General features: G+C 67.3%; 21 protein-coding genes. 9 read left to right on the top strand and 12 right to left on the bottom strand.

What is annotated here, in order from left to right; genetic code table 11:
* Positions 1-35 precede the first annotated feature (35 nt).
* On the top strand, positions 36-2,105 hold the full coding sequence (locus MKI84_RS12205; protein ID WP_241619798.1) for an acyltransferase family protein: 2,070 nt from the start codon (positions 36-38) through the stop codon (positions 2,103-2,105).
* A gap of 127 nt (positions 2,106-2,232) precedes the next feature.
* On the opposite strand, the gene MKI84_RS12200 is transcribed toward MKI84_RS12205, so the two are convergent.
* Positions 2,233-3,150, bottom strand: coding sequence for a hydrogen peroxide-inducible genes activator (locus MKI84_RS12200; protein WP_241619796.1), 918 nt, complete (start codon positions 3,148-3,150; stop codon positions 2,233-2,235).
* Between the two features lie 184 nt (positions 3,151-3,334).
* On the opposite strand from MKI84_RS12200, the gene katG reads away from it, so the two are divergent.
* The 8 genes from katG to MKI84_RS12160 all read left to right on the top strand — a co-directional run bounded on the left by katG (position 3,335) and on the right by MKI84_RS12160 (position 11,214).
* Entirely contained in the window at positions 3,335-5,509 is a 2,175-nt protein-coding gene (katG, locus tag MKI84_RS12195) for a catalase/peroxidase HPI (protein WP_241619794.1), read from the top strand.
* A 269-nt stretch (positions 5,510-5,778) separates the two neighbouring features.
* Positions 5,779-6,543 carry an ABC transporter ATP-binding protein gene (locus MKI84_RS12190; protein ID WP_241619792.1) on the top strand — a complete coding sequence of 255 codons (765 nt, stop codon included), beginning with the start codon at positions 5,779-5,781 and terminating at the stop codon, positions 6,541-6,543.
* A 17-nt stretch (positions 6,544-6,560) separates the two neighbouring features.
* Entirely contained in the window at positions 6,561-7,415 is an 855-nt protein-coding gene (locus MKI84_RS12185; protein WP_241619790.1) for an ABC transporter permease, read from the top strand.
* A gap of 69 nt (positions 7,416-7,484) precedes the next feature.
* Entirely contained in the window at positions 7,485-8,543 is a 1,059-nt protein-coding gene (locus MKI84_RS12180) for an ABC transporter substrate-binding protein (RefSeq protein ID WP_241619788.1), read from the top strand.
* 116 nt (positions 8,544-8,659) lie between these two features.
* Entirely contained in the window at positions 8,660-9,085 is a 426-nt protein-coding gene (locus MKI84_RS12175) for an allophanate hydrolase-related protein (RefSeq protein ID WP_342593632.1), read from the top strand.
* 72 nt (positions 9,086-9,157) lie between these two features.
* A complete protein-coding gene (locus MKI84_RS12170) occupies positions 9,158-9,829 on the top strand; it encodes a GntR family transcriptional regulator (RefSeq protein WP_241619786.1) in 672 nt (223 codons plus the stop codon).
* 107 nt (positions 9,830-9,936) lie between these two features.
* Positions 9,937-10,572 carry a MarC family protein gene (locus tag MKI84_RS12165; RefSeq protein WP_241619784.1) on the top strand — a complete coding sequence of 212 codons (636 nt, stop codon included), beginning with the start codon at positions 9,937-9,939 and terminating at the stop codon, positions 10,570-10,572.
* Positions 10,573-10,713: 141 nt separating this feature from the next.
* Positions 10,714-11,214, top strand: coding sequence for a hypothetical protein (locus MKI84_RS12160; RefSeq protein ID WP_241619782.1), 501 nt, complete (start codon positions 10,714-10,716; stop codon positions 11,212-11,214).
* Positions 11,215-11,321: 107 nt separating this feature from the next.
* Here the strand turns inward: MKI84_RS12160 and MKI84_RS12155 are convergent, their stop codons facing one another.
* The 11 genes from MKI84_RS12155 to MKI84_RS12105 form a co-directional block, all read right to left on the bottom strand.
* A complete protein-coding gene (locus MKI84_RS12155; protein WP_241619779.1) occupies positions 11,322-14,411 on the bottom strand; it encodes an efflux RND transporter permease subunit in 3,090 nt (1,029 codons plus the stop codon).
* 9 nt (positions 14,412-14,420) lie between these two features.
* A complete protein-coding gene (locus tag MKI84_RS12150) occupies positions 14,421-15,527 on the bottom strand; it encodes an efflux RND transporter periplasmic adaptor subunit (RefSeq protein ID WP_241619777.1) in 1,107 nt (368 codons plus the stop codon).
* Positions 15,528-15,679: 152 nt separating this feature from the next.
* Entirely contained in the window at positions 15,680-16,624 is a 945-nt protein-coding gene (locus MKI84_RS12145; protein WP_241619775.1) for a 5'-methylthioadenosine/S-adenosylhomocysteine nucleosidase, read from the bottom strand.
* Positions 16,625-16,722: 98 nt separating this feature from the next.
* On the bottom strand, positions 16,723-18,162 hold the full coding sequence (locus MKI84_RS12140) for a gamma-aminobutyraldehyde dehydrogenase (protein ID WP_241619773.1): 1,440 nt from the start codon (positions 18,160-18,162) through the stop codon (positions 16,723-16,725).
* Between the two features lie 12 nt (positions 18,163-18,174).
* Positions 18,175-18,975 (bottom strand): ABC transporter permease, encoded by an 801-nt coding sequence (locus MKI84_RS12135; protein WP_241619771.1) that lies wholly within the window; start codon positions 18,973-18,975, stop codon positions 18,175-18,177.
* A gap of 93 nt (positions 18,976-19,068) precedes the next feature.
* Positions 19,069-20,016, bottom strand: coding sequence for an ABC transporter permease (locus MKI84_RS12130; protein ID WP_241619769.1), 948 nt, complete (start codon positions 20,014-20,016; stop codon positions 19,069-19,071).
* Positions 20,013-21,053 (bottom strand): ABC transporter ATP-binding protein, encoded by a 1,041-nt coding sequence (locus MKI84_RS12125; RefSeq protein ID WP_241619767.1) that lies wholly within the window; start codon positions 21,051-21,053, stop codon positions 20,013-20,015. Before MKI84_RS12125 ends, MKI84_RS12130 begins: the two co-directional genes overlap by 4 nt.
* Positions 21,054-21,148: 95 nt before the next feature.
* Complete coding sequence (locus MKI84_RS12120; RefSeq protein WP_425353835.1) at positions 21,149-22,339, bottom strand: ABC transporter substrate-binding protein; 1,191 nt, start codon at positions 22,337-22,339, stop codon at positions 21,149-21,151.
* Positions 22,340-22,474: 135 nt separating this feature from the next.
* Entirely contained in the window at positions 22,475-23,389 is a 915-nt protein-coding gene (locus MKI84_RS12115; RefSeq protein ID WP_241619765.1) for a LysR substrate-binding domain-containing protein, read from the bottom strand.
* Positions 23,390-23,449: 60 nt separating this feature from the next.
* Complete coding sequence (locus MKI84_RS12110; protein ID WP_241619762.1) at positions 23,450-24,685, bottom strand: NAD(P)/FAD-dependent oxidoreductase; 1,236 nt, start codon at positions 24,683-24,685, stop codon at positions 23,450-23,452.
* On the bottom strand, positions 24,682-25,389 hold the full coding sequence (locus tag MKI84_RS12105; RefSeq protein ID WP_241619760.1) for a lysophospholipid acyltransferase family protein: 708 nt from the start codon (positions 25,387-25,389) through the stop codon (positions 24,682-24,684). Before MKI84_RS12105 ends, MKI84_RS12110 begins: the two co-directional genes overlap by 4 nt.
* Between the last annotated feature and the right edge of the window lie 46 nt (positions 25,390-25,435).

Genomic DNA, 25,435 nt, shown 5'->3' with positions numbered 1-25,435 from the left:
ACGACCCATCACAGGCGCCCGGCGCAGCGGCGATAATGTCCTCAGGCCTTCCTTCCGCCTCCCTCGCGGCGATCAAGTACCGAAGCGAGATCGACGGCCTCCGGGCGATCGCGGTCGCCCCCGTCATCCTGTTTCATGCCGGCTTCGGGACCTTCGGCGGTGGCTTTGTCGGCGTCGACATCTTCTTCGTCATTTCCGGCTTCCTGATCACCTCGATCATGCTCGGCGAAATGGAGCGCGGCACGTTCTCCATCGCCCGCTTCTACGAGCGGCGCGCCCGGCGCATCCTGCCGGCGCTGTTCGTGGTGATGGCGTGCTGCATTCCCTTCGCGTGGATGTGGATGATCCCCGACCAGTTGCGGGACTTCGGGCGCAGCGTGGTGTCGGTGGTGTTCTTCGTGTCGAACTTCCTGTTCTGGCGCGAGGAAGGCAGCTATTTCGCCGCCGCCTCCGAGCTCAAGCCGCTGCTCCACACCTGGAGCCTGGCGGTGGAGGAGCAATATTACCTGTTCGCGCCGCTCACCCTGATGGCCCTGTGGCGCTTCGGGCGCCGCTTCCTGTTGATCACCACGGTCATCACCGCGCTGGTCAGCCTCGGCCTCACGGAATGGGGCTGGCGCCACGACCCGAGCGCGAATTTCTACCTGACGCCTTTCCGCATCTGGGAACTGCTCGCCGGCTCGATCTGCGCCTTCCTGATGTTCGGCCGCCCGGCGACGCCGAACAATGCCTTGAGCGCGCTCGGCCTCGGGCTCATCGTGTTCGCCATCGCGACCTTCAACGCCTCGACCCCGTTCCCGAGTCTCTATGCGCTGGTGCCGGTCGCCGGCGCAGCGCTGATCATCGCCTATGCCCACCGCGGCACATTCGTGGCCCGTCTGCTGTCGCTGCCGCCGCTGGTCGGGCTCGGCCTCATCAGCTACAGCGCCTATCTGTGGCACCAGCCGCTGTTCGCCTTCGCGCGGCTGCGCAGCATGGCGGCGCCGGCGGACTGGCTGATGCTGGCGCTCGCGGGCGTCTCGCTGGTTCTGGCCTATCTCACCTGGCGCTTCGTCGAGCAGCCGTTCCGGCACGGCAAATCGGCGCTGCCCATCACCCGCCGGCAGGTCTTCGCCGCGAGCGGGCTTGTCGGCTGCGTGTTCGCCGCTCTCGGCCTCTATGCCAGCATGAGCCATGGCGCGCCGTGGCGCCTGCCGCAGCCGGCGCCCGGCACGCGCGACGCCGCGCTGCTGGCCTCGCTGGAGCACCATACGCTGGGGCTCGACTGCTGGATCGAGGGGCGCACCAGCGACATCTCGAACCGCAATCTGCTGTGCCCGATCTTCACACCGCCGGAACCCCGGCAGCGTATCCTGGTCATAGGTGACAGCCACTCCATCGCGCTGTTGCGCGCCTTCCGCACCGTGGGCGAGCGCGATGCTGTGTACTGGATGGGCGCGGGAAGCTGCCCGCCGCTGCTCGACGTCTCGGTAAAGGGCAGCGCCTTCCCGATCGGCATCTGCGAACAGGTGGCGCAGCGCGAACTCGACACGGCGGTCAGGGACGGGTTCGACATCGTGGTCCTGGCCGCGCGCTGGTCGGTCTATGCCAAGCCGCCGCCGAGCCGGGTGGTGCTGTATCCGGCCGGCAGCGCGGGGCCCGATGCGGCGGCATCGCCTGCCGTGTTCGCGCAGTCGCTTGCCCGCACGGTCGAAGCCTATGTCGCCAAGGGCATCAAGGTATTGCTCGTCGACCAGATCCCCGAGCAGCCTGCCAATCCCGACAAGGTGCTGCGGCAGGCGATCCTGCTGGGATTCGGCGGCGATATCACCGGCGGCCGGATGGAGGACATCATCCGCGACACCTCCCCCACCGTCGCGGCGGATGCGGCGCAGCGCGCGACTTTCGGTCCCGTGCTGCGGGCGCTCGCCGGCGACAAGGTGCGGGTCTTCTCCTTCGCCGAGAAGTTCCGTGCCGGCGACCGGCTGCTCTGGGGTGACAAGGAAGGCAGCTTCTATGTCGACTTCAACCACATCTCGCCCCACGGCAACCGGATGATCGAGGCGGACATGGCCGAGGCGATCCGGCAGCTCGAAACCGCGGCGCCGGGCGTGAGCGGGGGCTGAGCGTCAGCCCGGGCTGTCCCTCGCTGATGCCGATCTCACGGGCGAACCCGGCATCGGTGGCGCGATCTCACCGTGTGGCGCCGGCAATATCCGGCAGCGCCATGCCGTCAGCGTCCGGCGCCGGGGCTTATCGCGCGCCCTCGCGCGAACCTGCGCTCGCCCCGCCAACCTCGCGGACGATCTCGGCGATGAGCCCGAACTGTTCGGACAGCGGATTGGAGCGGCGCCACACCATGCCGATGGTCCGCGCCGGACGCGGCGGGCCGAGCCGCGCCACCGAGACCTGTGCCGAGCGCGTCTCGATGCCCACCGCCATTTGCGGGATCAGCGTCACCCCGATGCCCGCGCTCACCATCTGCACCAGCGTGGTCAGCGAGGAACCTTCCATGAGGTCGCGCGGCAGGCTTGATGAGAGGTTGCAGAAGGACAACGCCTGTTCGCGGAAGCAGTGGCCTTCCTCCAGCAGCAGCAGGCGCATTTCGCGCAGCATCTCCGAATTGGGCACCGGCTTCTCGGCGTCCTCGCGCGGGCGCACCAGCACGAACTCCTCCTCGAACAGCGCCACCTCCGCCAGCGACGGCTCGGAGACAGGCAGCGCGACGATGGCGGTGTCGAGCCGGCCCTCCACCAGGTCCTCGACCAGCTTCTGCGTCACCGCCTCGCGCGGGCGCAGGTCGAGGCCGGGAAAGCGTTCGGAAAGCCGCTTGAGCACGGTCGGCAGCAGGTAGGGCGCGACCGTCGGAATCACCCCGATCCGCAGCCGCCCGGCGAGCGGACCGTGCGAGGCGCGGGCGAGGTCTTCCAGTTCATCCACCGCACGCAGAATGTCGCGCACGCGCAGGGCGAAGGCCTCGCCGAGGCTGGTGAGCCGGATCTGCCGCGAGCCCCGCTCCACCAGCGGCGCGCCCAATATCTCCTCAAGCTCCTTGATCTGGAGCGAGAGCGCGGGCTGGGAAATCGCACAGGCCTCCGCCGCCCGGCCGAAATGGCCGTGCTGGGCCAGCGCCTCGAAATAGCGCAGATGCTTCATGGAGATGTCCGCCATAAGCCCTACATATCGCTGTCATTTGAAAATGCAAATTTTCATTATGATGGTTCTGAAGTAGAGGTTCGGCGTATGGACAGGGCTGCACCGGCCTCACGCACGCGAACCACGCGCGGCGGAACCGGAGGCACCCCTCGGCAGGTCGCGCACCGAGCGCGGCCCTAGGTCACTGGCGGAGACGGACATGGACGACATCACGAACAAGCCGGCCGGCAAATGCCCGGTGATGCACGGGGCGATCACCGAAACCGGCAAGTCCAACACGGACTGGTGGCCCAACACGCTGAACCTCGACATCCTCTCCCAGCACGACACCAAGACCAACCCGCTGGGCAAGGGCTTCGACTATCGCGAGGAGCTGAAGTCGCTCGATTTCGCGGCGCTGAAAGCGGACCTGCTCGCGCTGATGACCGACAGCCAGGAATGGTGGCCGGCGGATTGGGGCCATTATGGCGGCCTGATGATCCGCATGTCGTGGCACGCTGCCGGCTCATACCGTCTCGCCGACGGGCGCGGCGGCGCCGGCACCGGCAACCAGCGCTTCGCCCCGCTGAACTCCTGGCCGGACAATGTGAGCCTCGACAAGGCCCGCCGCCTGCTGTGGCCAATCAAGAAGAAGTACGGCAACAAGGTGAGCTGGGCCGACCTGATCGCCTATGCCGGCACCATCGCCTATGAGTCCATGGGCCTGAAGACCTTCGGCTTCGGCTTCGGCCGCGAGGACATCTGGCACCCCGAGAAGGACACCTACTGGGGCGCCGAGAAGGAATGGCTGGCGCCGAGCGACGCGCGCTACGGCAATGTCGACGAGCCCTCCACCATGGAGAACCCGCTCGCCGCGGTGCAGATGGGCCTGATCTACGTCAATCCGGAAGGCGTGAACGGCAAGCCGGACCCGATGAAGACCGCTGCTCAGGTCCGCGAGACCTTCAAGCGCATGGCGATGAACGACGAGGAAACCGTCGCCCTCACCGCCGGTGGCCACACGGTCGGCAAGACCCACGGCAATGGCGATGCCCACGCGCTCGGCCCCAACCCCGAAGCCGCGGACGTCACCGATCAGGGCATGGGCTGGGTCAACCCCAACCAGAACGGCCTCGCCAGCCGCGCCGTGACCTCCGGCCTCGAAGGCGCGTGGACCTCGCACCCGACCGTGTTCGACATGGGCTTCTTCGAGATGCTGTTCGGCCATGAATGGGAGCTGCGCAAGAGCCCGGCCGGCGCGTTCCAGTGGGAGCCGGTGAGCATCACCGAAGAGGACAAGCCGGTCGACGCCAGCGATCCCTCGATCCGCCACAACCCGATGATGACCGACGCCGACATGGCGATGAAGGTCGATCCGATCTACAACGCGATCTGCCAGAAGTTCATGGCGGATCCCGAGTATTTCAAGGACACCTTCGCCCGCGCCTGGTTCAAGCTGACGCATCGCGACATGGGCCCGAAGGTGCGCTATGTCGGCCCGGACGTGCCGGGCGAGGAACTGATCTGGCAGGACCCGGTTTCCGCCGGCTCCACCTCCTATGATGTCGCCGCCGTCAAGGCGAAGCTCATCAACGCCGGCCTGTCGATCCCCGAGCTGGTCGCGACCGCCTGGGACAGCGCCCGCACCTATCGCGGCTCCGACATGCGCGGCGGCGCCAATGGCGCGCGCATCCGCCTCAGCCCGCAGAAGGATTGGGAAGGCAACGAGCCGGCCCGCCTCGCCAAGGTGCTGGCCGTGCTGGAGCCGATCGCGGCGCAGACGGGGGCCAGCGTCGCCGACGTCATCGTGCTGGCCGGCAATGTCGGCGTCGAGCTTGCGGCCAAGGCGGCGGGCGTCGATGTCAGCGTGCCGTTCACGCCGGGCCGTGGCGATGCCACCGCCGCCCAGACCGACGCGGAATCGTTCAGCGTGCTGGAGCCGATCCATGACGGCTTCCGCAACTGGCTGAAGAAGGACTATGTCGTCAGCCCCGAGGAACTGCTGCTCGACCGCACCCAGCTCATGGGCCTCACCGCCCCGGAGATGACCGTGCTGATCGGCGGCCTGCGCGTCATCGGCGCCAATTACGGTGGCTTGAAGCACGGCGTATTCACGGAGCGCGAAGGCGCGCTCACCAACGACTTCTTCGTGAACCTGACCGACATGGCCTATACGTGGAAGAAGGGTGCCGACGGTTTCTACGAGATCCGCGACCGCAAGACCGGCGCGCTGAAGTGGACCGCCAGCCGCGTCGACCTCGTGTTCGGCTCGAACTCGATCCTGCGTGCCTATGCCGAGCTTTACGCCCAGGACGATGCCAAGGAAGCCTTCGTGAAGGACTTCGTGGCCGCCTGGACCAAGGTGATGAACGCGGACCGCTTCGACATCGCGTGAGGATCCGAGCGCCGGGTCCGCCCGGCTCTCGCTCCAGCGCCCCACGACCGGCCCCGCCTCCCGCCACGGGAGCGCGGGGCTTTTCTTTGGGTCAGCGCATGGGCTGCCCCTGCGGAAGAAAATTGATCAGATAGCGCTCACGTCAGGTCAATGAGCCTAATTTTTGTTCACTTAGTCGCAAACTATTCGCTATTGCATACACGTTGAACGCACTTCTCATGCTGGCACATGCATTGCATTCAAAATTGCATGCAATGAAAGGGGCCGGCATGAACACGGGTTTGATCGACGGGCGCCATATCACCAAGGTCTACGCCACAGCGACCGGGCCGCTGGTCGCGCTGGACGATGTGTCCTTCTCCATTCGGGAAGGCGAGTTCATCTCGCTGGTCGGCCCGTCCGGCTGTGGAAAATCGACCCTGCTCTCCATTCTCGGCGGGCTGGAGGAGAAATCCGACGGCACGCTGGTTCTGGCCGGCAAGCACCATGACGCGCCGCGCCCCGATCTCGGCATGATGTTCCAGACCTCGGTGCTGTTTCCCTGGCGCACCATCCGCGAGAATGTCCGCCTGCCCGGCATCATTCTCGGCCTCGACAAAAAGCAGCAGGCCGAGCGCTGCGAGGAGCTGATCGATATGGTCGGCCTCAAAGGCTTCGGCGACCGCTACCCGGGCGAACTCTCCGGCGGCATGCGCCAGCGCGTCGCCCTCGCCCGCCTGCTCGCCCACGACCCGCGCGTGCTGCTGATGGACGAGCCGTTCGGCGCGCTGGACGAGTTCACGCGCGAGACCATGAATGTCGAGCTGCTGCGCATCTGGGAGAAGACCGGCAAGACCGTGGTCTTCGTCACCCACAACATCGGCGAGGCGGTGTTCCTTTCCGACCGCATCTTCGTGATGACCCCGCGCCCCGGCCGGCTGGAGGGCATCGTCGAGGTCGACCTGCCGCGCCCGCGCACCATGGAGGCCATGCGCGACCCGCGCTTTGCCGATCACGTCTTCAACATCCGCCGCATGCTCGGCGTCGACCATTGACCGGCGGGAGGAAACCCATGAGCCTCGTTCACGCGAACGCCGACGACATGCCCGCCCCTACCGGCCATGAGAGCATGATCGACCGCTTCATCGCCGGCGAACGGCGCAAGCAGCGCCGCAAGCACCTGCTGCACCGCCTGCTTGCCGCCGGCTTCGGCCTGTTCGTGCTGCTGGTCTGGCACGTCGCCACCACCTACGGCTTCGTCCACGCGCTGATCATCCCCACCCCGCTGGCCACCTTCGAGGCCACGGGGCGGGTGATGAGCGCGGAATATTTCTGGCCCAACGTCTGGGTGACCTTGCAGGAAATCCTGTGGGGCTTCGCCATCGGCCTCGCCAGCGGGGTGATCCTCGGCGTCGGGGTGGCGATGTTCGACACGGTGCGCGCCACCATCTACCCCTATCTGGTCGCGCTGCAGGCGCCGCCCAAGATCGTGCTGGCGCCGATCTTCATCACCTGGTTCGGCTTCGATCAGGCCTCCAAGATCGCCATCGCCGTGGTGATGTGCTTCTTCCCGATGTTCCTGAACACGCTGACCGGCCTGTCCTCGGTCGATCCGAACGCCATCAAGCTGATGCGCTCGCTCACCGCCGGCCGGTGGAAGACCTTCCGCTATCTGCTGCTGCCCAACGCGCTGCCGATCATGATGGCCGGCGTCAAGCTGTGCTGGACGCTGGCCGTGCTCGGCGTGATCGTCGGCGAGTTCGTCGGCGCCTCGGCCGGTATCGGCTACCTGATCTACGCGATGAACTTCCAGCTCGATATCGCCGGGGTGTTCTCGCTCATCATCCTGCTCTCGCTGTTCACGCTGGTGGTCTACCAGCTGATCGAAGCGCTGGAGAGCCGGATCATCTTCTGGAAGCAGCTCTGATTTTTCCGCCTGCCGCGTGCAGGCGGGCTTCCTGCCGGGCGTACCGTTTCTTCAACCAGAGGTATTCAGATGACTTCACAGAGCCTTTTCAGGACGGGCGCGACGGCGCTCGCATTCTCCCTCGCCATGGCGCTCGGCGCGCAGGCGGCGGAACTGGTCAAGTTCAACGGCGTCACCGCCCAGGGCGGCCCGACCGCGCAGATGTTCCCAGTCTTCATCGCCATGGAGAAGGGCTTCTACAAGGAAGAGGGTCTCGACGTGACCCTCAACTATTCCAAGGGCTCGTCGGATGCGGCGCGCCAGCTCGCGGCCGGTAACGCCGACTGGGGCATCTTCTCCTCCGCCGCCACCATGCAGACCGTCCAGCGCGGCTTCCCGCTCAAGGCGATCATGCAGATCTACTACCCCGACACGTTCGACATCGTGGTGCCCGAGAGCAGCCCGGTGAAGACCATGGCCGACATGAAGGGCAAGATCGTCGGCGTCTCCGATCTCGCCGGCGGCGAGGTGCCGATGGTGCGGGCCTCGATCATCGAGGCCGGGCTGAAGGAAGGCCCGGATGTGCGCCTCGTCATCGCCGGCGAAGGCGACCCCACCACGGTGCGCTCGCTGAACGAGGGCCGCGTTCAGGCCTATGCCGGCGCCAAGCGCGACCTGCTGCTGCTGCCGGCGCAGGGCATCCCCACCCGCTCCATCACGCCGGCGGCCATCTCGCAATTCCCCGGCGACGCGCTGCTGGTGCGCAAGGAGACCTATGAGAAGGACCCGGAGCTGCTCACCAAATTCGTGCGCGCGACGCTGAAGGGCTGGGCCTGGGGCATGGCCAATTCCGACGCCACCTTCGCCCTGCTGAAGACCAAATACGCCGCCGCCTCACTGGGCGACAACCCGGTCGCCGCGCCGTTCTGGGAGCTGGTGAAGACCTACTACACCGCCCCCGCCAGCGTGACCCGGCACGGCACCATGCTGCCGGCCAACTGGAAGATCTACATGGACTATCTCCAGCTCGGCTCGGGTGAGCAGAAGGCCCTCGCCGGCCCGGTCGACCTGTCCACCCTGCTGACCGACGACGTCGTGCTCAAGGCCTGGGACGGGCTCGACATCGAGGCGGTCAAGAAGACGCCGTGAGCGTGAAGACCCCCTGAGGCGCGCCCGACCGGAGCGCGCCTCCCGAAACGGCGGCGGGACCCGTGCCGGCCCCTCCCCACCCCAAGACAGTCGACCGCAGATAGTCAGGAGCCAGCGTGCAGAACGATATGTCAAAGACCGCTCCCGCGACCGATGGGCCCATCCGTCTCGTCGTGGTCGGCGCCCATCTTTCCGGCATGCCGCTCAACCACGAGCTGGCAAGTCTCGGCGCCGAACTCGTCCGCGCGGACACCACGGCGCCGGTCTATCGCCTGTTCGCGCTCCCGGAAGGCAAGCCCGGCCTGCTGCGCGTCACCGCCGGCGGAGCGGCCATCTCCGTGGAGCTGTGGACGCTGAGCGCGGCCGCGTTCGGCCGCTTCGTCAACGCCATCCCCGCCCCGCTGTCGATCGGCAAGGTGCAGTTGTCGGACGGCAGCGCGGAGTCCGGCTTCCTGGTCGAGCACGCCGCGATCGTCACCGCGCGCGACATCACCTCGTTCGGTGGCTGGCGCGAATTCCGCCAGACGCTGCAAATCGCCTGAAACTCGGCAAGAATGGCGCGGTCCGGGTGCTGATTCTGGCGCCGGCGCAGCGTCAACGCCGTGAGTTCCGCGATGTCCTCCCCGAAGAAGCAGACGGCGACGGACCGGGTCCGCACCATCCTCGCCGACGAGATCGCCCGCGGGATCATCGGGCCGGGCGTGGTTCTCGACGAGGCCTCGCTCGCCGAGCGCTTCGAGGTGTCGCGCACGCCGATCCGCGAGGCGATCCGCCAGTTGGAGGCCATCGGCTTCGCCACCGCCCGCCCGCACAGGGGCGCGGTGGTGCCGCTGTTCACGCCCGAGAAGCTGACCGAGATGTTCGCGGTGATGGCCGAGATGGAGGCGCTGTGCGCGCAATATGCCGCGCTCCACGCCCTACCCGAGGGCAAGGCCCGGCTCCAGCTCGCCCACGAAGCCTGCCGCCTGGCCTCGCTGGAAGGCGATATCGACATCTATTACGCCGCCAATGTCCGCTTCCACGAGGTGATCTACGAGATCGGCCGCAACACCTTCCTCGCGGAGATGACCATCAGCGTGCGCAACCGGCTGATGCCGTTCCGCAAGGCGCAGTTCCGCTCCACCGGGCGGCTCAGCCTCTCGCTGCGCGAGCATGCGCGGGTGGTGGAGTCCATCCTCGCCGGCGACGCGCACACCGCCTCGCAGACCATGCGCGAGCACATGATGAAGGTGCGCAACACGGTGGGCGACGTCTCCCCCACTTTGCGCCAGCCGGGCGAAAGGTGACCGCGCCTATCTCAAATCAGATATAGGAAAATCCGGCCCGATACCGCAAAACCGATCCAACGCCGCCATCGCCCTGGCGGAGATCAGGCCAAGTCAGGAGTGACGACATGGATTGGGTCCTCACCGCGAAGCTGTTTGCCGCGCTGTTCGCGATCATGAACCCGCTGAGCACCATTCCGGTGTTCCTGGCGCTGACGGGGGACGCGACACCGGCGGAGCGGCGCTCCGCCATGCTGGGGATGATCACCACCATCACCGTCGGCTCGCTGATCTGTGCGCTCGCCGGGCAGGCGCTGCTGTCCATGTTCGGCATCGACGTGAACCATTTCCGCCTCGCCGGTGGCCTGATCGTGCTGCTTATCGCGCTGAACATGCTGAACGGCGACGAGAGCACCGCCCATCACGGCACCGACAAGGAGCAGGCGACCTTCAAGAGTGCCACCAATGTCGGCATCTATCCGCTCGGTATTCCCATCGCCTTCGGGCCCGGCACCATGGCGACCATTATCGTGTTCGCGCAGGACGCCCACGGGCCGGGCGCGCTGATCCCCTATTATGCCGGGCTGCTCGGCTATCTGGCGTTCTTCGGCATCCTGCTGGCGGCGGCGCCGTTGCTGGCGGCCTGGCTGTCGCCGACCGCGCTGTCCATTTCCAAACGCCTGATGGGCATCATCCTGGCCGCCATCGCCGCCGAGATGATCGCCGGTGCGCTCGGCAAGCTGTTTCCCGCCTGGCTCGGCTGAGCCGGCGCGGAATACCCCAGGGATGCCACCCGCGACCGCTTATCCTCTCGGCGGCGGTTGCAAATCGCGGTAGGCATCCGCATCCTGTCCGCCTTGGCGGGCGACTGCTTCAGGTCACTCCCCACCATTCGAGGATCATCGATGGCCGTCTCTACCAGAATGCTCGTTCTCGCCGCCCTCGGCAGCGCCGGACTGATGGGCCTGCCCCAGGCTGCCCACGCCGCCTTCACCTGCCCGGCGCCGCTGCCGTCCGATGCCGGCCCGTCGGTCGCGGACATCAAGAAGCTGCTGCCGTCCGATATCGATCCGCTCGATCATGTGTCCGCGCTCAATTCCGCGGTCATCGCGCTGAAGGCGCAGAACATTCCCTCCTCGCTGGTCATCGACCGGCTGGTGGCGGCCTATTGCCCGGAGGTCGCGGCCAACAAGAGCTGGAGCGATGCCGCCAAGACCGCGCGCCTGCGCCGCTTCGCCGCCCGGGTGGTGGATGTGGTCTATTCGCTCGATTCAGCATCGGCGATCATCATCAACGTGCCGCTGAAGCCGCAGGTTCTCGAAGCCGCCGAGGCCAAGGCCAAGGCCGCCAAGCAGCCGATCGACACCTGGATCGCCGAGACGGTCGAGAAGGCCCTGGCCCCCTGAGCGCCGCGCCGGCCGCCGGCCGCGCGCACCGCCTTCCATAAACACAACGCCTCCGCTCCGAATACCCGGGCGGAGGCGTTGTCGTTTCACAGGGTCAGGCGAGGCGCTTATTCCGCCGGGGCGTGGGCACTGCCGGATGCGGGATGTTCGTGGGCGTGGTGATCCTGCGGGTGAACGTGGATGCGGCCCATGAAGGAATAGACCGTCGGCACCACGAACAGCGTCAGCAGCGTTCCCAGCGTCATGCCGCCGACGATGACCCAGCCGATCTGGGAGCGGCTTTCCGCGCCCGCGCCCGTCGCCAGCGCCAGCGGCACGGCGCCGAACACCATGGCGCCGGTGGTCATCAGGATCGGGCGCAGGCGCAGCACCGCCGCCTCGATCACGGCCGGGCGCCGGTCGATCCCGGCCTCCTGCTGCTGGTTGGCGAATTCGACGATCAGGATGCCGTGCTTGGTGATGAGCCCCACCAGCGTGACGAGGCCGATCTGCGAATAGACGTTCAGCGAGCCCCCGGTGAAATAGAGCGCGGCCAGCGCGCCGGTCATGGAGAGCGGCACGGTGAGCATGATGATCACCGGATCGCGGAAGCTCTCGAACTGAGCGGCCAGCACCAGATAGATGAAGCCGAGCGCGAGCACGAACACCGTGACGAGGCTCTGGCCGGCAGCGCGGAACTCGCGGCTCTGGCCGGCGACGTCGGTCTGCACGGTTTCGGGAAGCACTTCGCGCGCGGTCTGGTCGAGGAAGGTCAGCGCCTCGCCCTGCGCATAGCCCGGCGCCAGATTGGCGGTGATGGTGGCGGAGCGCAGCTGGTTGAAACGCTTGAGCTCCTGGGGAGCCACGGTCTCGCGCACGCTCACCAGATTGGAGAGCTGCACCATCTCGCCACCCGCGGAGCGCAGATAGATGGTGTCGAGCGTGGCCGGAGAGGCACGGTCCTGCGCGTCGAGCTGGACATAGACGTCGTACTGCTCGCCGGCGACCTCGAAGCGCGTCACCTGCCGCCCGCCGAGCAGGCTTTCCAGCGTGCGCCCGAGCACCGAGACGTCGATGCCCAGATCAGCCGCCTTGGAGCGGTCGATGGTGATCGAAATCTCCGGCTTGTTGAGCTTGAGGTCGCTCTCGATGCTGGTGAGGCCCGGATAGTCCTGCACCCGTTCGAGGAAACGGTCGGTGTACTCGTTCAGGTCCTCATAGGTGCCCGAGGTCTGGAGCACGAATTCGATCGGACGTGAATTGTTGGAAGCACCGAGCGAGGCCGGGTTGTTGGCATAGGCGTTCACGCCGGCGATACGGCGCAGCTTGGGCGCCACGTCGGAGACGATCTCCTGCTGGCGGCGCTCGCGGTCGTCCCAGTCCTTCAGTCGGCCGATGACCAGGAAGCGGTGCACTTCCGGCAGGCCGTTGATGATGAGGACGGAGTCCACCTCCGGCACCTTGTCCAGTTCGGTCTGCACCTGGTTGGAATAGCGCGCGGTGTAACCCAGCGTGGCGCCTTCCGGGCCGGAGCCCGAGACGCGGATGATGCCGCGATCCTCGACCGGCGACAATTCGGACGGCAGGTTGACCAGGAACCAGCCGCTGGCCGCCGCCACGCCCAGCGCGATCAGCAGGATCAGCGGGCGCACCCGCAACGTGGCGAGCAGCAGCCGGCGATAGCCCGATTCCAGCCCGCGCAGCAGCCCCTCGATAAAGGACGATATCCGGCCGGGATTGGCCTCGTGCTTGAGCAGGCGCGAGCACATCATCGGCGTCAGCGTCAGCGCGACGAAGCCGGAGACCAGCACGGCGCCGGCCAGCGTCAGCGCGAACTCGGTGAACAGCCGCCCGGTCCGCCCGGCGGAGAAAGCCACCGGGGCATAGACCGCCGCCAGCGTCAGCGTCATCGCGATCACCGCGAAGCCGATCTCCCGCGCGCCCTTGATGGCGGCGGGGATCGGTTTCATGCCGTGCTCGATATGGCGGAAGATGTTCTCCAGCACCACGATCGCGTCGTCCACCACGAGGCCGATCGCCAGCACGATGGCGAGCAGGGTCAGCGTGTTAACGCTGAAGCCGAGCGCGTACATGATCGCGAAGGTGGTGATGAGCGAGATCGGAATGGTGACGATCGGGATGAGCGAGGCTCTGAGTGAGCGCAGGAACACCACGATCACCAGCACCACCAGGATCACCGCCTCCATGATGGTGTGGAACACCGCCCGGATCGAGCGGTCGATGAACACCGCATTGTCCTGGCCGACGGCCGCGGTCATGCCCTCGGGCAAGGTCTCGTTCACAGCGGGCAGCACGTCGCGCACGCCGGTGGACACGTCGAGCGGATTGGCGACCGCCTGCTTGATAATGCCGAGAATGACCGATTGCCCGCCATTGAAGGAGCTGGAGCGCCGCTCGTCGGCCGCCCCCAGTTCCACCCGCGCGACATCACTGAGCTTGACCTGCGCCCCGTCGGCGCGCTTCACCACGATGTCGTCGAACTGCCCGACCGTGGAGAGCGCGGTTCGCGACAGCACCGTGAATTCACGGTCCGCGCTCTCGATGCGGCCCGAGGGGATTTCGACATTCTGCGCCCGAAGCGCGTCCTCGATGTCCTGGATCACGAGGTTATAGGCGGCGAGGCGCTCGCGATCGATCCAGATCCGCATCGCGTAGCGCCGCTCGCCATAGATCTGCACGTCGGCGACGCCGGTCAGGTTCTTGAAGCGGTCGACGACATAGCGGTCGATATAGTCGGTCAGTTCCAGCCCGTTCATCCGGTCGGAGCGGAACACGAGGAACACGACCGGCTGGGCGTCGGCCTCGACCTTGGAGATCACCGGCTCGTCGATCTCGTCCGGCAGGCGCCGGCGCACGCGGCTCACGCGGTCGCGCACGTCGCTGGCCGCCACGTCCGGATTGATTTCCAGACGGAAGCGCACGGTGATGCGGCTGGATTCCGAGCGGCTGGTGGATTCCAGCACGTCGATACCCTCGATGCCGGCGATCGAGCCTTCCAGCACCTGCGTGACCTGGCTCTCGACGATGCTGGCCGAAGCGCCGGGATAGCTGGTGACCACCGAAACCACCGGCTCGTCGATATTGGGATATTCGCGCACGGTCAGGCGCGAATAGGAGACGATCCCGACCAGCACCATCAGCAGGCTGACCACGGTCGCGAAGACCGGGCGGCGGATGCAGAGTTCGGAGATACCCATGCCCGGCCCTCAGCTCTGCGGTGCCGGCGGCGTACTCACAATCTCGACCGCCGCGCCCGCGCGCAGCCGGCCTTGCCCGGCGGTGACCACCTGGGCCCCGGCCTCGATGCCGCTCGCAATCTCGACCTCTCCGGAGAGGCGCTGGCCGAGCACGACCTTGCGCTCCTCCGCCTTGCCGTCGGCCACCACCCAGAGCGTACGCTCCTGCCCGCGCGGCACGATGGCGGCTTCCGGCACGAACACGGCGGTGCGCTCGTCCTTGCCCTTCACCACTACCCGCACGAACAGGCCGGGGCGCAGCAGCATCTCCTGGTTCGGCAGCCGGGCGCGCACGCTGAGCGAGCGGCCATTCACGTCGACCATGGGATCAATGGCGTAGATGGTGCCGGTGAAGGTGCGGCCGGGAAACGCGTCGACGGAGATGCTGACCTCCTGCCCGGACGCGATGTTGCGCAGGTGGGTTTCCGGCACCTTGAAGTCGACCTTCAGCGCGTCGATTTTTTCGAGGTTCACCAGCTTGGTGCCGGTGTCGATATAGGCGCCGACCGAGATCGCGCGCAGGCCGACCACCCCGTCAAACGGGGCGAGGATGGAATGCTTGGCGAGTTGCACCTGCTGGAGATTGAGCAGCGCGGTCGAGGTGTTGAGCTCGGCCAGCGCCTCGTCAAGCGAGCGCGCGGTCCCCGAGCCGCTCTTCTGGAGCTGCTGGGCGCGCGCGTAATTGGCCTTGGCAAGCTCAAGCCGCGCGCGCATCTCAGACTCGGAGGCCTTCACCAACGCATCGTCGAGTTGCACCAGCACGTCGCCGGCCTTGACGCTCTGGCCTTCCCGGAACCGGATTTCATGGATGCGGCCGGCGACTTCGGAGGCGACCTGCACCGATTCGTCGGACTGCAGGCTGCCGATCGAGCTGATGTCGCTGGTGACCTCGACCTTGCGTGCCGGCGCGACCTCGACCGGCACGCTCCGGGGGCCGGCGGCGCGCGGCTCCGGCGCGGCCCGGGCCTCGCCCTTGACGCTGGCCAGAACGTCCGAAATCCATCCCTGCTGATGCGCGACGACGCCTGCACCTCCCAGCACAGCCACACACAGAAGCAGGCCCGTAAAGCGTCGCATGCAACTCCCTCAACAAATGCTGCGCTGCAAACATGGCATAGCTCGCCTGTGAGTCAGCAGATGCGGCAGCAAGTTCCAACTTAAAACTTTGTCATGCGGCTGTTCCGGCCATCACAAGAGCGCGGGTCAGGCCATTATGGCACAGGGCGGGCTCACTCCGGCAGCGCCCTGAGAAAGGTGCGCATCACGGTGACCGCATTATGGGAGGCCAGCCCCTCGAAGATGCGAATCTCATTGGCGCCCTTGCCGCCGCCGGCGAGGTCCGAGAGCGCGCGGAACACGATGAAGGGCACGCCATTGGTGGTGGCGACCTGCGCGATGGCGGCGCTCTCCATGTCCAGAACCTGCGCCTTGAAGCTGCGGAAGGTGTAGGCGCGGAACGCGGCATTGTCGACGAAAGCGGCGCCGGAGACGCCCTGCCCGCCCAGGCGCAGCTGCGGCGGGTGGGTAAGGCAGACATTGTCGGCGGTGCAGTGCGCCAGCTCCGGCGGGTTCTCCGCGAGCGCCTTGCGCGCCACCGCCATCAGCGCCGGGTCGACCTCGAACCAGAACTGGCGCGGATTGGTGGCCTGCCCCTCGCGGAACACGCGCACCCCGCGCGGGAAAATCATGCCGTAATTGGGAAAATCCTGGACCGCGCCGGGCCGCAGGCTGAAGCCCTCATCGCTCTCGCGGGCGAAGATCGCTTCCAGATACTGGCCCCAGCGATCGGGCACCGCGATGTCGCCGATATTGAGCGCGGGGTCGACCCCGCCCGCAATGCCGGAGACCACGATGCGGGTGACGTTGTAGCGCTCCAGCGTCATCTGGGTGGTCATGGCGGCGTTGACCATGCTCACGCCGGTCATCGCCAGCACCACGGGCTTGCCCTCGATCGAGCCGGTGATGATCGGCACGCCCTTGTAGTCCTGTTCCACCATGTCGGTGGCGATGGCGCGCAGCGCCTGCCATTCCGGCTCGAAGGCGCAGAGCACGGCCGTGCGGGGGGTGGGGTCGATCGGGTCGGCGGCGGCCGGCGCGATGCCGCCCGATGCCAGACATGCCAGCAGCAACAGCCCGGCGCAGCGGCGCCGGAACCTCGACAGGACGAACGGCATCGGCACCCCCGACAGCACAATGGCGCGCCGCGATCCCCGCCGCGACGCGCCATCCTACCTTTTGCCGGCTGACGAAATCCAGCGCCGGCGGGCCGTGCTCAGCCGTTCTTGATCATGACGTGGCGCACCACGGTGTAGTCCTCCAGCGCATAGGCCGAGAGGTCCTTGCCGTAGCCGGACTGCTTGAGCCCGCCATGGGGCATCTCGCTCACCAGCATGAAATGACAGTTCACCCAGGTGCAGCCATATTGCAGGCGCGCCGCCGTCGCCATGCCGCGCCCGACATCCTTGGTCCACACCGAGGAGGCGAGGCCGTAATCGCTGTCATTGGCCCAGTTCACCGCCTCATCGACATCGGAGAAGCGCGTGACCGACACCACCGGGCCGAACACCTCGCGGCGCACGATCTCGTCGGATTGCAGCGCGCCGGCGACCACGGTCGGCTCGTAGAAGAAGCCCTTGCCGCCGGAGACCTTGCCGCCGGTGGCGATTTCGATGTGGTTGATCTCGCTCGCCCGCTCGACGAAGGAGGCCACGCGCGCCCTCTGCCGCGCCGAGATCAGCGGGCCGATGTCGTTGTCGCCATCGTCGGCCTGGTTGAAGCGCAGGCTGGAGGCCGCCGAGGCGAGGTCCGCCACCAGCTTCTCATACACCTTGTCCTGCGCGTAGATGCGGCAGGCGGCGGTGCAGTCCTGCCCGGCATTGTAATAGCCGAAGATCTTCACCCCCTCGACCACCGCGTCGATGTCGGCATCGTCGAACACGACGACCGGCGCCTTGCCGCCGAGTTCCAGATGGGTGCGCTTCACCGTCTTGGTCGCCGCCGCCAGCACCTTCTTGCCGGTGGCGATGTCGCCGGTCAGCGAGATCATCGACACCTTGGGGTGGTTGATGAGGGTCGAGCCCACGCTCTCGCCGCGCCCGACCACCACGTTCACCACGCCTTCGGGGAAGATGTCCGCGATCAGCTTGGCCAGTTTGAGCATGGTCAGCGGCGTCTGCTCGGAAGGCTTGATGATCACCGTGTTGCCGCCCGCCAGCGCCGGGGCGAGCTTCCACGCCGCCATCATCAGCGGGTAGTTCCACGGCGCGATCGAGGCGACGACGCCGACCGGGTCGCGGCGGATCATCGAGGTGTGGCCGGCCAGGTACTCGCCCGCCACCATGCCGTGCTGGGTGCGCACCGCGCCGGCGAAGAAGCGGAAGCAGTCCACGATGGCCGGCATCTCGTCGTTCAGCACGGCATGGCGGGGTTTCCCGCAATTCAGCGCCTCCAGCGTGGCGAAGCCTTCCGCCTCCTTCTCGATGGCGTCGGCGAGCTTGAGCAGGAGCGAGGAGCGCTCGGCCGGAGTGGTGCGCGACCAGTGGACGAAGGCCGCCTCCGCCGCGTTCACCGCCGCGTCGATCTGGTCGGCGGAGGCCTCGGGCAGCTCGATCAGCGTCTCCTCGGTCTTCGGGTTCAGCACGGTCTCGGCCGCCTCGGTGCCGGAGACGAACTGCGAACCGATCAGCATCTGCGTGTCGGACAGCGTGGTCATTGAGGGCTTCTCCTATTTGCCTGAGCCGGCCACCGCCTCGCCCTCGCGCGTCAGGTAGTAAGCGGCGAGGATCGGCAGGAAGGTGACGATGATGACGAGCACGGCGACCACATTGGTGACGGGCCGCTGGCGCGGACGGATAAGCTCGGACAGCATCCAGATCGGGAGCGTGGATTGCTGGCCGGCGGTGAAGGTGGTGACGATCACCTCGTCGAAGGACAGGGCGAAGGCGAGCATGCCGCCCGCCAGCAGCGCGGTGCCGACATTGGGCAGCACCACCAGCCGGAAGGTGGTGAACGCGTCCGCCCCGAGGTCCATCGAGGCCTCGATCAGCGAGGGCGAGAGCCGGCGCAGCCGGGCCACCGCATTGTTGTAGACCACCACGATGCAGAAGGTGGCGTGGCCGATCACGATGGTCCAGAACGAGAAGGGAATCTCCATCAGCCCGAAGGCCTGGCGCAGCGCGATGCCGGTGACGATACCGGGCAGCGCGATCGGCAGCACGAACAGCAGCGAAATGGGCTCGCGCCCGAAGAACCGTGCCCGCGCCAACGCGCCGGCCGCCAGCGTGCCGAACACCAGCGCCAGCAGCGTCGCCACCAAGGCCACCTTCAGCGACAGCCCGATCGCCGCCCAGATATCCGCCCGGCTCCACACCACCGCGAACCATTTCAGCGTGAAGCCGGGCGGGGGAAAGGCGTAGCTGCGCTCTTCCGTGGTGAAGCAGTAGAGCAGGATGAACAGCAGCGGGATGTGCAGGAATGCCAGCCCACCAAGCGCCGCGATCTTCAAGGGGAGAGACGCGCGGGTCATCGGGCGCCTCCGTCTTCACCTCTCCCCGTGGGGGAGAAGTCGGACGCGCAGCGTCCGGGAGAGAGAGCGGCGGCGTTCCGGCCGAAGCGTGCCTCACATCGCATCGAACGCCCCCGTCCGCCGGGCGATGGCGAGGAACGCCGCCATCACCAGGATCGGCACCAGCGAGAACGCCGCCGCCAGCGGGATATTCCCGGCCGTGCCCTGCAGCGTGTAGACCGCCTGCCCCAGCACCAGCGCCGAGGTGCCGATGATCTGCGGCACGATGTAATCGCCCAGCGTCAGCGAGAAGGTGAAGATCGCCCCCGCCACCACGCCGGGCAATGCCAGCGGCAGGATCACCGTGCGGAACACCTTGGCCGGCGAGGCGCCGAGATCGCCCGCCGCCTCGATAAGACTGCCCGGCACCCGCTCCAGCGCCGCCTGGACGGGCAGGATCATGAAGGGTAGCCAGAGATAGGTGAAGGTCAGCACCATGCCGGTATAGCTGACCGAGAGCGACGGCCCGCCCACCACCGGCAAGGCCAGCCACGCCTCCAGCGCGCCGGTGAGCCCGAGCCGGCCGGCGAACCAGCCAATGGCGCCCTCCTTGGCCAGCAGCAGCTTCCAGCCATAGACCTTGACCAGATAGCTCGACCACAGCGGCATCATCACCGCGAGATAGAACGCGGCCTTGGCGCGCGGCCCGGCATGGCGCGCGGCGTAATAGGCGATCGGGAACGCGATGATCGCGCACAGCACGGTCACCGCCGTGGCGATGGCGACGGTGCGCAGCACGATGTCGTAATTGGCCGGCCGGAACAGTTCGATCAGCGTCGCGAAGGTCGGCTCGCGCACGATGGTGCCGGAGAACTCGTCGATCGAGAAGATCGACTGGCCGAGGAAGACGAACAGGCTGCCGAGATAGACCAGCCCGAGCCACAGCAGCGGCGGCAGCAGCAGGAGCAGCGTGAGCAAGCCCCCGCGCCGCACCAGAAGATCGGACAATCGCCCGCGCAGACCTATGGGGCGGGCCGGCAGATCGAGCGTTGCCAGGCTCATCCCTCCCCCTCCATCGGCTGGAGTGCCGCGCGAGGAATAAGCAGCCGCACCACGTCGCCCGGCGACAGGCGCCCACCCGCATCGGCCGGCACGCTGACGGTTACCGACATGCCGAAATCCGACAGCGCCGACACCCGCCGCACCGCTCCCTGATAGGAAATATCGATCACCCTGGCCTCGACCGGCGCGATGCCCTCGCCGATCGGCGCGCCGAAATCGCCGATGGCGATCCTTTCCGGCCGCAGGCTCGACGCCACCGCCCGCCCGCCCAGCGCCGCGGCCTGCTCGCGGCTGAGCACATTGGCCGAGCCGACAAAATGAGCGACGAAGGCCGTCGCGGGGCGCTCGTAAACCTCCTCGGGCGCCCCAACCTGCGCGATCCGCCCCTCATTGAACACCGCGACCCGGTCGGCCATGGACAGGGCTTCGCTTTGGTCATGGGTGACAAAGACGAAGGTGAGGCCAAGCGCGCGTTGCAGGCTCTTCAACTCGGCCTGCATTTCCTCGCGCAGCTTCAGGTCGAGCGCGCCCAGCGGTTCGTCCAGCAGCAGCACCTTGGGCCGCACCACCAGCGCGCGGGCGAGCGCCACCCGCTGGCGCTGGCCGCCGGAAAGCTGCGCGGGCCGCCGCGTCTCCATACCGGCGAGCTTGACCATGGCCAGCGCCTCGCGCGCCAGCTTCTCGCGCTCGGCCCGCCCGACGCCGCGAACTTTAAGTCCATAGGCCACGTTGTCGCCGACGCTAAGATGAGGAAACAGCGCGTAGTCTTGGAACACGGTATTCACCGCGCGGCGATAGGGCGGCAGGCCCTCCACCGTCTCGCCGAAGATCTCGATATGCCCGGCATCAGGCTGCTCGAAACCAGCGATCAGCCGCAGGCAGGTGGTCTTGCCGGAGCCGGAGGGCCCGAGCATGGCGAAGAACTCGCCCGGCGCGATGGACAGGTCCACGCCGTCCACCGCCCGGACCCGGCCGAAATGGCGCGCGACTCCGGCAAACCGGACGGCTGTGGCGGACGGCGGCGGGGACGCATGCATACTGGTCGATGTTCCCAAGATTGACGTCGCACGGGCGAGGGAAGCTCCCTCTCCCTGTCGGGGAGAGGGAGAATCGGCAGGCCTTCGCGAGGATGTCAGCGCCCGCCGAGCACCGCGATGTAGTCGGACACCCAGCGGTAGTAGGGCACGCAGCCCTCGGCCTGGGTCGGGCACTTGGCGACCGGGGTGCGCCAGAAGTGGATCTTCTCGAAGTCTTCCATGCCGTTGGTCTTGCAGCCCTCGTCGCCGAGCAGTTCATTGCCCTTGCAGGTGGCGGGAACGGCCGGCACCGAGCCGAACCACGCGGCGAGGTCACCCTGCACCTTGGGGCTGAGCGAGTGCTCCATCCACATATAGGCGCAGTTGGGATGGGCGGCGTCGACATGCATCATGGTGGTGTCGGCCCAGCCGGTGGCGCCCTCCTGGGGAATGGTGGAGGCGATCGGCTTCTTCTCGCCGACCAGCAGATTGACCTGGAACGGCCAGGACGAGGAAGCGACGACGCCCTCATTGGTGAAGTCGTCGATCTGGATCATGGCGTCATGCCAATAGCGCTGCACGATCTTGCGCTGGCCGCGCAGCAAATCGAGCGCGGCCTTGTACTGTGCCTCGGTCAGCTCATAGGGATCCTTGATGCCCAGCTCGGGCTTGGTCGCCATGAGATAGAGCGCGGCGTCGGCGATGTAGATCGGCCCGTCAAAGGCCTGGATGCGGCCCTTGTTGGACTTGCCGTCCGGGAGGGTCTGCTCCTCGAACACGACGTTCCAGCTCTTGGGGGTCTCGCCCTTGAAGGCCTCGGTGTTGTACATCAACACGTTGGAGCCCCACTGATAGGGGGTGCCGTAATGCACGCCGTTCACCGTGTGCCAGGGCGAATCCTGCAGCCGGCTGTCGACGCTGTCCCAGCTCGGGATCAGCTTGACGTTGATCGGCGCCGCCTTCTTGCCGGCGATCAGGCGGAGCGAGGCGTCGCCGGAGGCGGTCACGAGGTCGAAGCCACCCTCGTTCATCAGCGCGACCATCTCATCCGAGGTACCGGCGGTCTTCACATTGACCTTGCAGCCAGTCTTCGTCTCGAAGGCGGTCACCCAGTCATAGGCCTTGTCGGTTTCGCCGCGCTCGATGTAGCCGGGCCAGGCCACGATATCGACCTGCCCCTCGCCAGGGCCGATGGCCGTGAGCTCGGCGGCGAACACAGGCTGGACGCCGAGCGACAGGCAGGCGGCCAGCGCCGGCAATTGCAGATAACGGCTGGACTTCCGGGCAGACGTCATCGATGTGAGCATGTCGGTTCCCTCTGTTCTGCAGGCGCCGTGCGCCCTTTGGGAAAGAGTGTGCCGCCGCACCTGCCGTTCCGCCACACCAAAGATAAGACGGCAGCTATCGGAAAATTCGATGAGTAAAAGCCAGGCAGATGCGCGCTAGCCCCGTGTCCGCCCGACGTGCCGCGTCGCGGCGATGGAAGCGAAGCCCGCGGCCGCCGGCGAGAGCGGCGAACCGCGCCGCCAGGCGGTCGCAACCTCGACCGCCGGCAGTTCCTCGGTCAGCGGCCGGGCCTCGATCTTGTCGCCTTCCAGCGACCACGGGCGATAGGTGATATCCGGCAGCACCGCCACGCCCGCCCCGGTCGCCACCAGTGAGCGCACCGCCTCCACCGAACGGGTGCGGAACGCCACGGGCGGACGTATGCCGAGCTGACGCCACAATATTTCCGAGGCTTCCGCGATTTCGTCGATGGTCAGCAGCACATGTGGCTCGGCGCCGAGATCGCGCAGGCTCACCCGCTCCTCCGTCAGCGCCGGATGGCCGAGCGGCATCCAGATGCGATAGGGCGAGGCTTCCACCGTCTCGGTCTGCAGCGCCGGCGAATGCCGGCCGGGTGGCAGCACCATCACCGCCACATCGAGTTCGCCGCCGATCAGCAGATGCTCCAGATAGTCTCCGGCATCCTCCACCGCCTCCACCACCACGCCGGGAAAGGCGCGGCGGAAGCGGGCGATGAGGTCGGCATAGACATAGCCCGCCACCAGCGGCGTCACCCCGACCGAGAGCCGCCCGGTCACCGCCGCCGTCTCCGCCCGCGAGAACGCGCGGCGCGCATCGGCGACGTCGCTCAGTATCTTGCGGGCATGGCTAAGGAAATGATGGCCCTTGAGCGTGAGATCGACCCCGCGCGCATGGCGGTCCAGCAGGCGGAAGCCGAGATCGAGCTCCAGTTGGCGCAAGGCTTCGGTGATGGTGGATTGCGAGATCGAGAGCACATGCGCGGCCGAGGACACCGATCCATTTTCGGCGACGGCCACGAAATACTGGAGCTGGCGCAGCGAGAAGGCCATCGGATCATCCGCAGGGGCGTGGTTTTTCCGATGGTAGCATACGCGACGTCGTCGCGGCGCTTACCGCCCGAGCAGGGTCTTCAGCTCGAAGCTCTCGTCGCCCGCCTGTTCCGGCGTCAGCGTCGGCGTGCCGGCGAGGAGCCGGCGGCCGAGCATGTGGTCGGCGGGGCGGTTCACGCTTTCGATGGCGGTCAGCACGCCCTCTCGGAAACGGAACACCGAGAAACGGCGCGACGCCGGATCGCCGCGCAGCACCGCGACATCCTCCGGCCCGGCAAGGCCGACCATCTGCAATTTGAGATCGGCCTGATCGCTCCAGAACCACGGAACCGCCTCGAACGGGGCATCCGCCTTGCCGGCAAGCCGATGGGCCAGCGTGCGCGCCTGATCCACCGCGTTCTGCACCGATTCCAGCCGCACCATCGCGCCGGCGAAGCGGCTCGGATAGGACACGACATCACCAAAGGCGGAGATCGCCGGGTCATTCGTCGCAAGGCGGGCGTCGACGGCAATGCCGTTGGCAATGTCGAGACCGGCCTGTGCCGCCAGCTCGACATTGGGCACCACGCCGATGCCCACCAGCACGAAATCCGCCGGGTGACGCGTGCCATCGGTCGTCTCGACGGCCGTCACGCGCCCGTCGCCATGAAGCCCGACCACGCCGGCGCCGAGCACCAGCTTCGTTCCCATCGCCTCATGGGCCGCCGTGAAAAAGGCCGACATCTCCTTTGAGACCGCGCGGGCGAGCGGGCGGGCGGCCGCCTCGATCACCGTCACCTCATGGCCGAGCGCACGGGCCACGGCCGCGAATTCCAGCCCGATGAAGCCGGCACCCACCACCACTATACGCCGGGGCGCACCCATCTGCGCCTTCAGCAAATCGGCGTCCCCGCGGCTGCGCAGGTAGAACACGCCGGCAAGCTCGCGGCCCGGCACCGGGAGCGGCCGGTTGCGCGCGCCGGTGGCCAGCACGAGATGGCCATAAGGCAGGCTCTCGCCGCCCTCAAGCTCCACGGTCCGCGCCGCGCGGTCGATGCCAATGGCGCGTGCGTTCACGAGCTCGATGGCATGGTCGGCATAGAAGGCGGCGGGGCGCAGCTCGATCTGCTCTATTCCCGCCTCGCCCTTCATATAGGCCTTGGAGAGCGGTGGGCGCTGATAGGGCAGGCCCGGCTCCTCGCCGACCAGCGTCACCCGCCCCTCGAACCCCGCCTCGCGCAGCGATGCCGCGAGCTGAAAGCCGCCCTGCCCGCCACCGATGATGACGATCCCGGCTTGTGTCTGCCCCGCGCTCATTCTCCCTCCTCCGCGACCAGCCGGTCCCGCGCGTCATAGATGGCGTGGGTGATGCGCTCCAGGAACTCGCCGTCCGGCAGCCCCGGCGGCAGCGCCGGCAGATAAATCACGCGAACCCTGCCCGCGCGCAGGGTGAAGCTGCGTCCCTTCCAGTAGCGCCCGGCATTGTGCGCCACCGGCACCGCCGGCAGGCCGAGCGCCTTGTAGAGCAGCACCACGCCGCGCTGGAACTCGGCGCGTTCATGCGGCCCGCGGCGCGTGCCTTCAGGGAAGATCAGCAGGCTGCGCCCCTGCGCGGCAGCCTCGCGGCCCTCGCGGAACATCTTCTTGAGCGAGGAGGCGCCGCCCGCGCGGTCGATGGCAATCATCGGCGAATGGCGCAGGAACCAGCCGAACACCGGGATGCGGTACAGCTCCTCCTTCAGCACGATCGCGACATCGGGCACCAGCACGGCAAAGGCGATGGTCTCCCAGGCCGACTGGTGGTTGGCGATGTAGAGCGCGGGCCCGGCCGGCCGGTTCTCCATCCCTTCCTCGGCATAGGACAGGCCGCCGACGCCGCGCAGGATCGCCAGCACCCCGCGCGCCCAGAAGCGCGAGAAGGCGCGGGTACGCGCCGGGTTTTTCATCAGCGCCAGCACGGGCGCGGCTGGCGCCAAGGCCAGGGTCCACAGCACGAGAAGCGGAAGGAACAGGAAGGACATGGCTTTCCGGCCGGGATTCGGGGCGAGGCAATGGCGTGGCTTTAGC

Origin of the sequence: Ancylobacter gelatini (genome assembly GCF_022601675.1) — a bacterium.
In the GTDB taxonomy this organism is placed as follows: Bacteria; Pseudomonadota; Alphaproteobacteria; order Rhizobiales; family Xanthobacteraceae; genus Ancylobacter; species Ancylobacter gelatini.
This window is presented reverse-complemented; position numbering and strand designations above follow the sequence as displayed.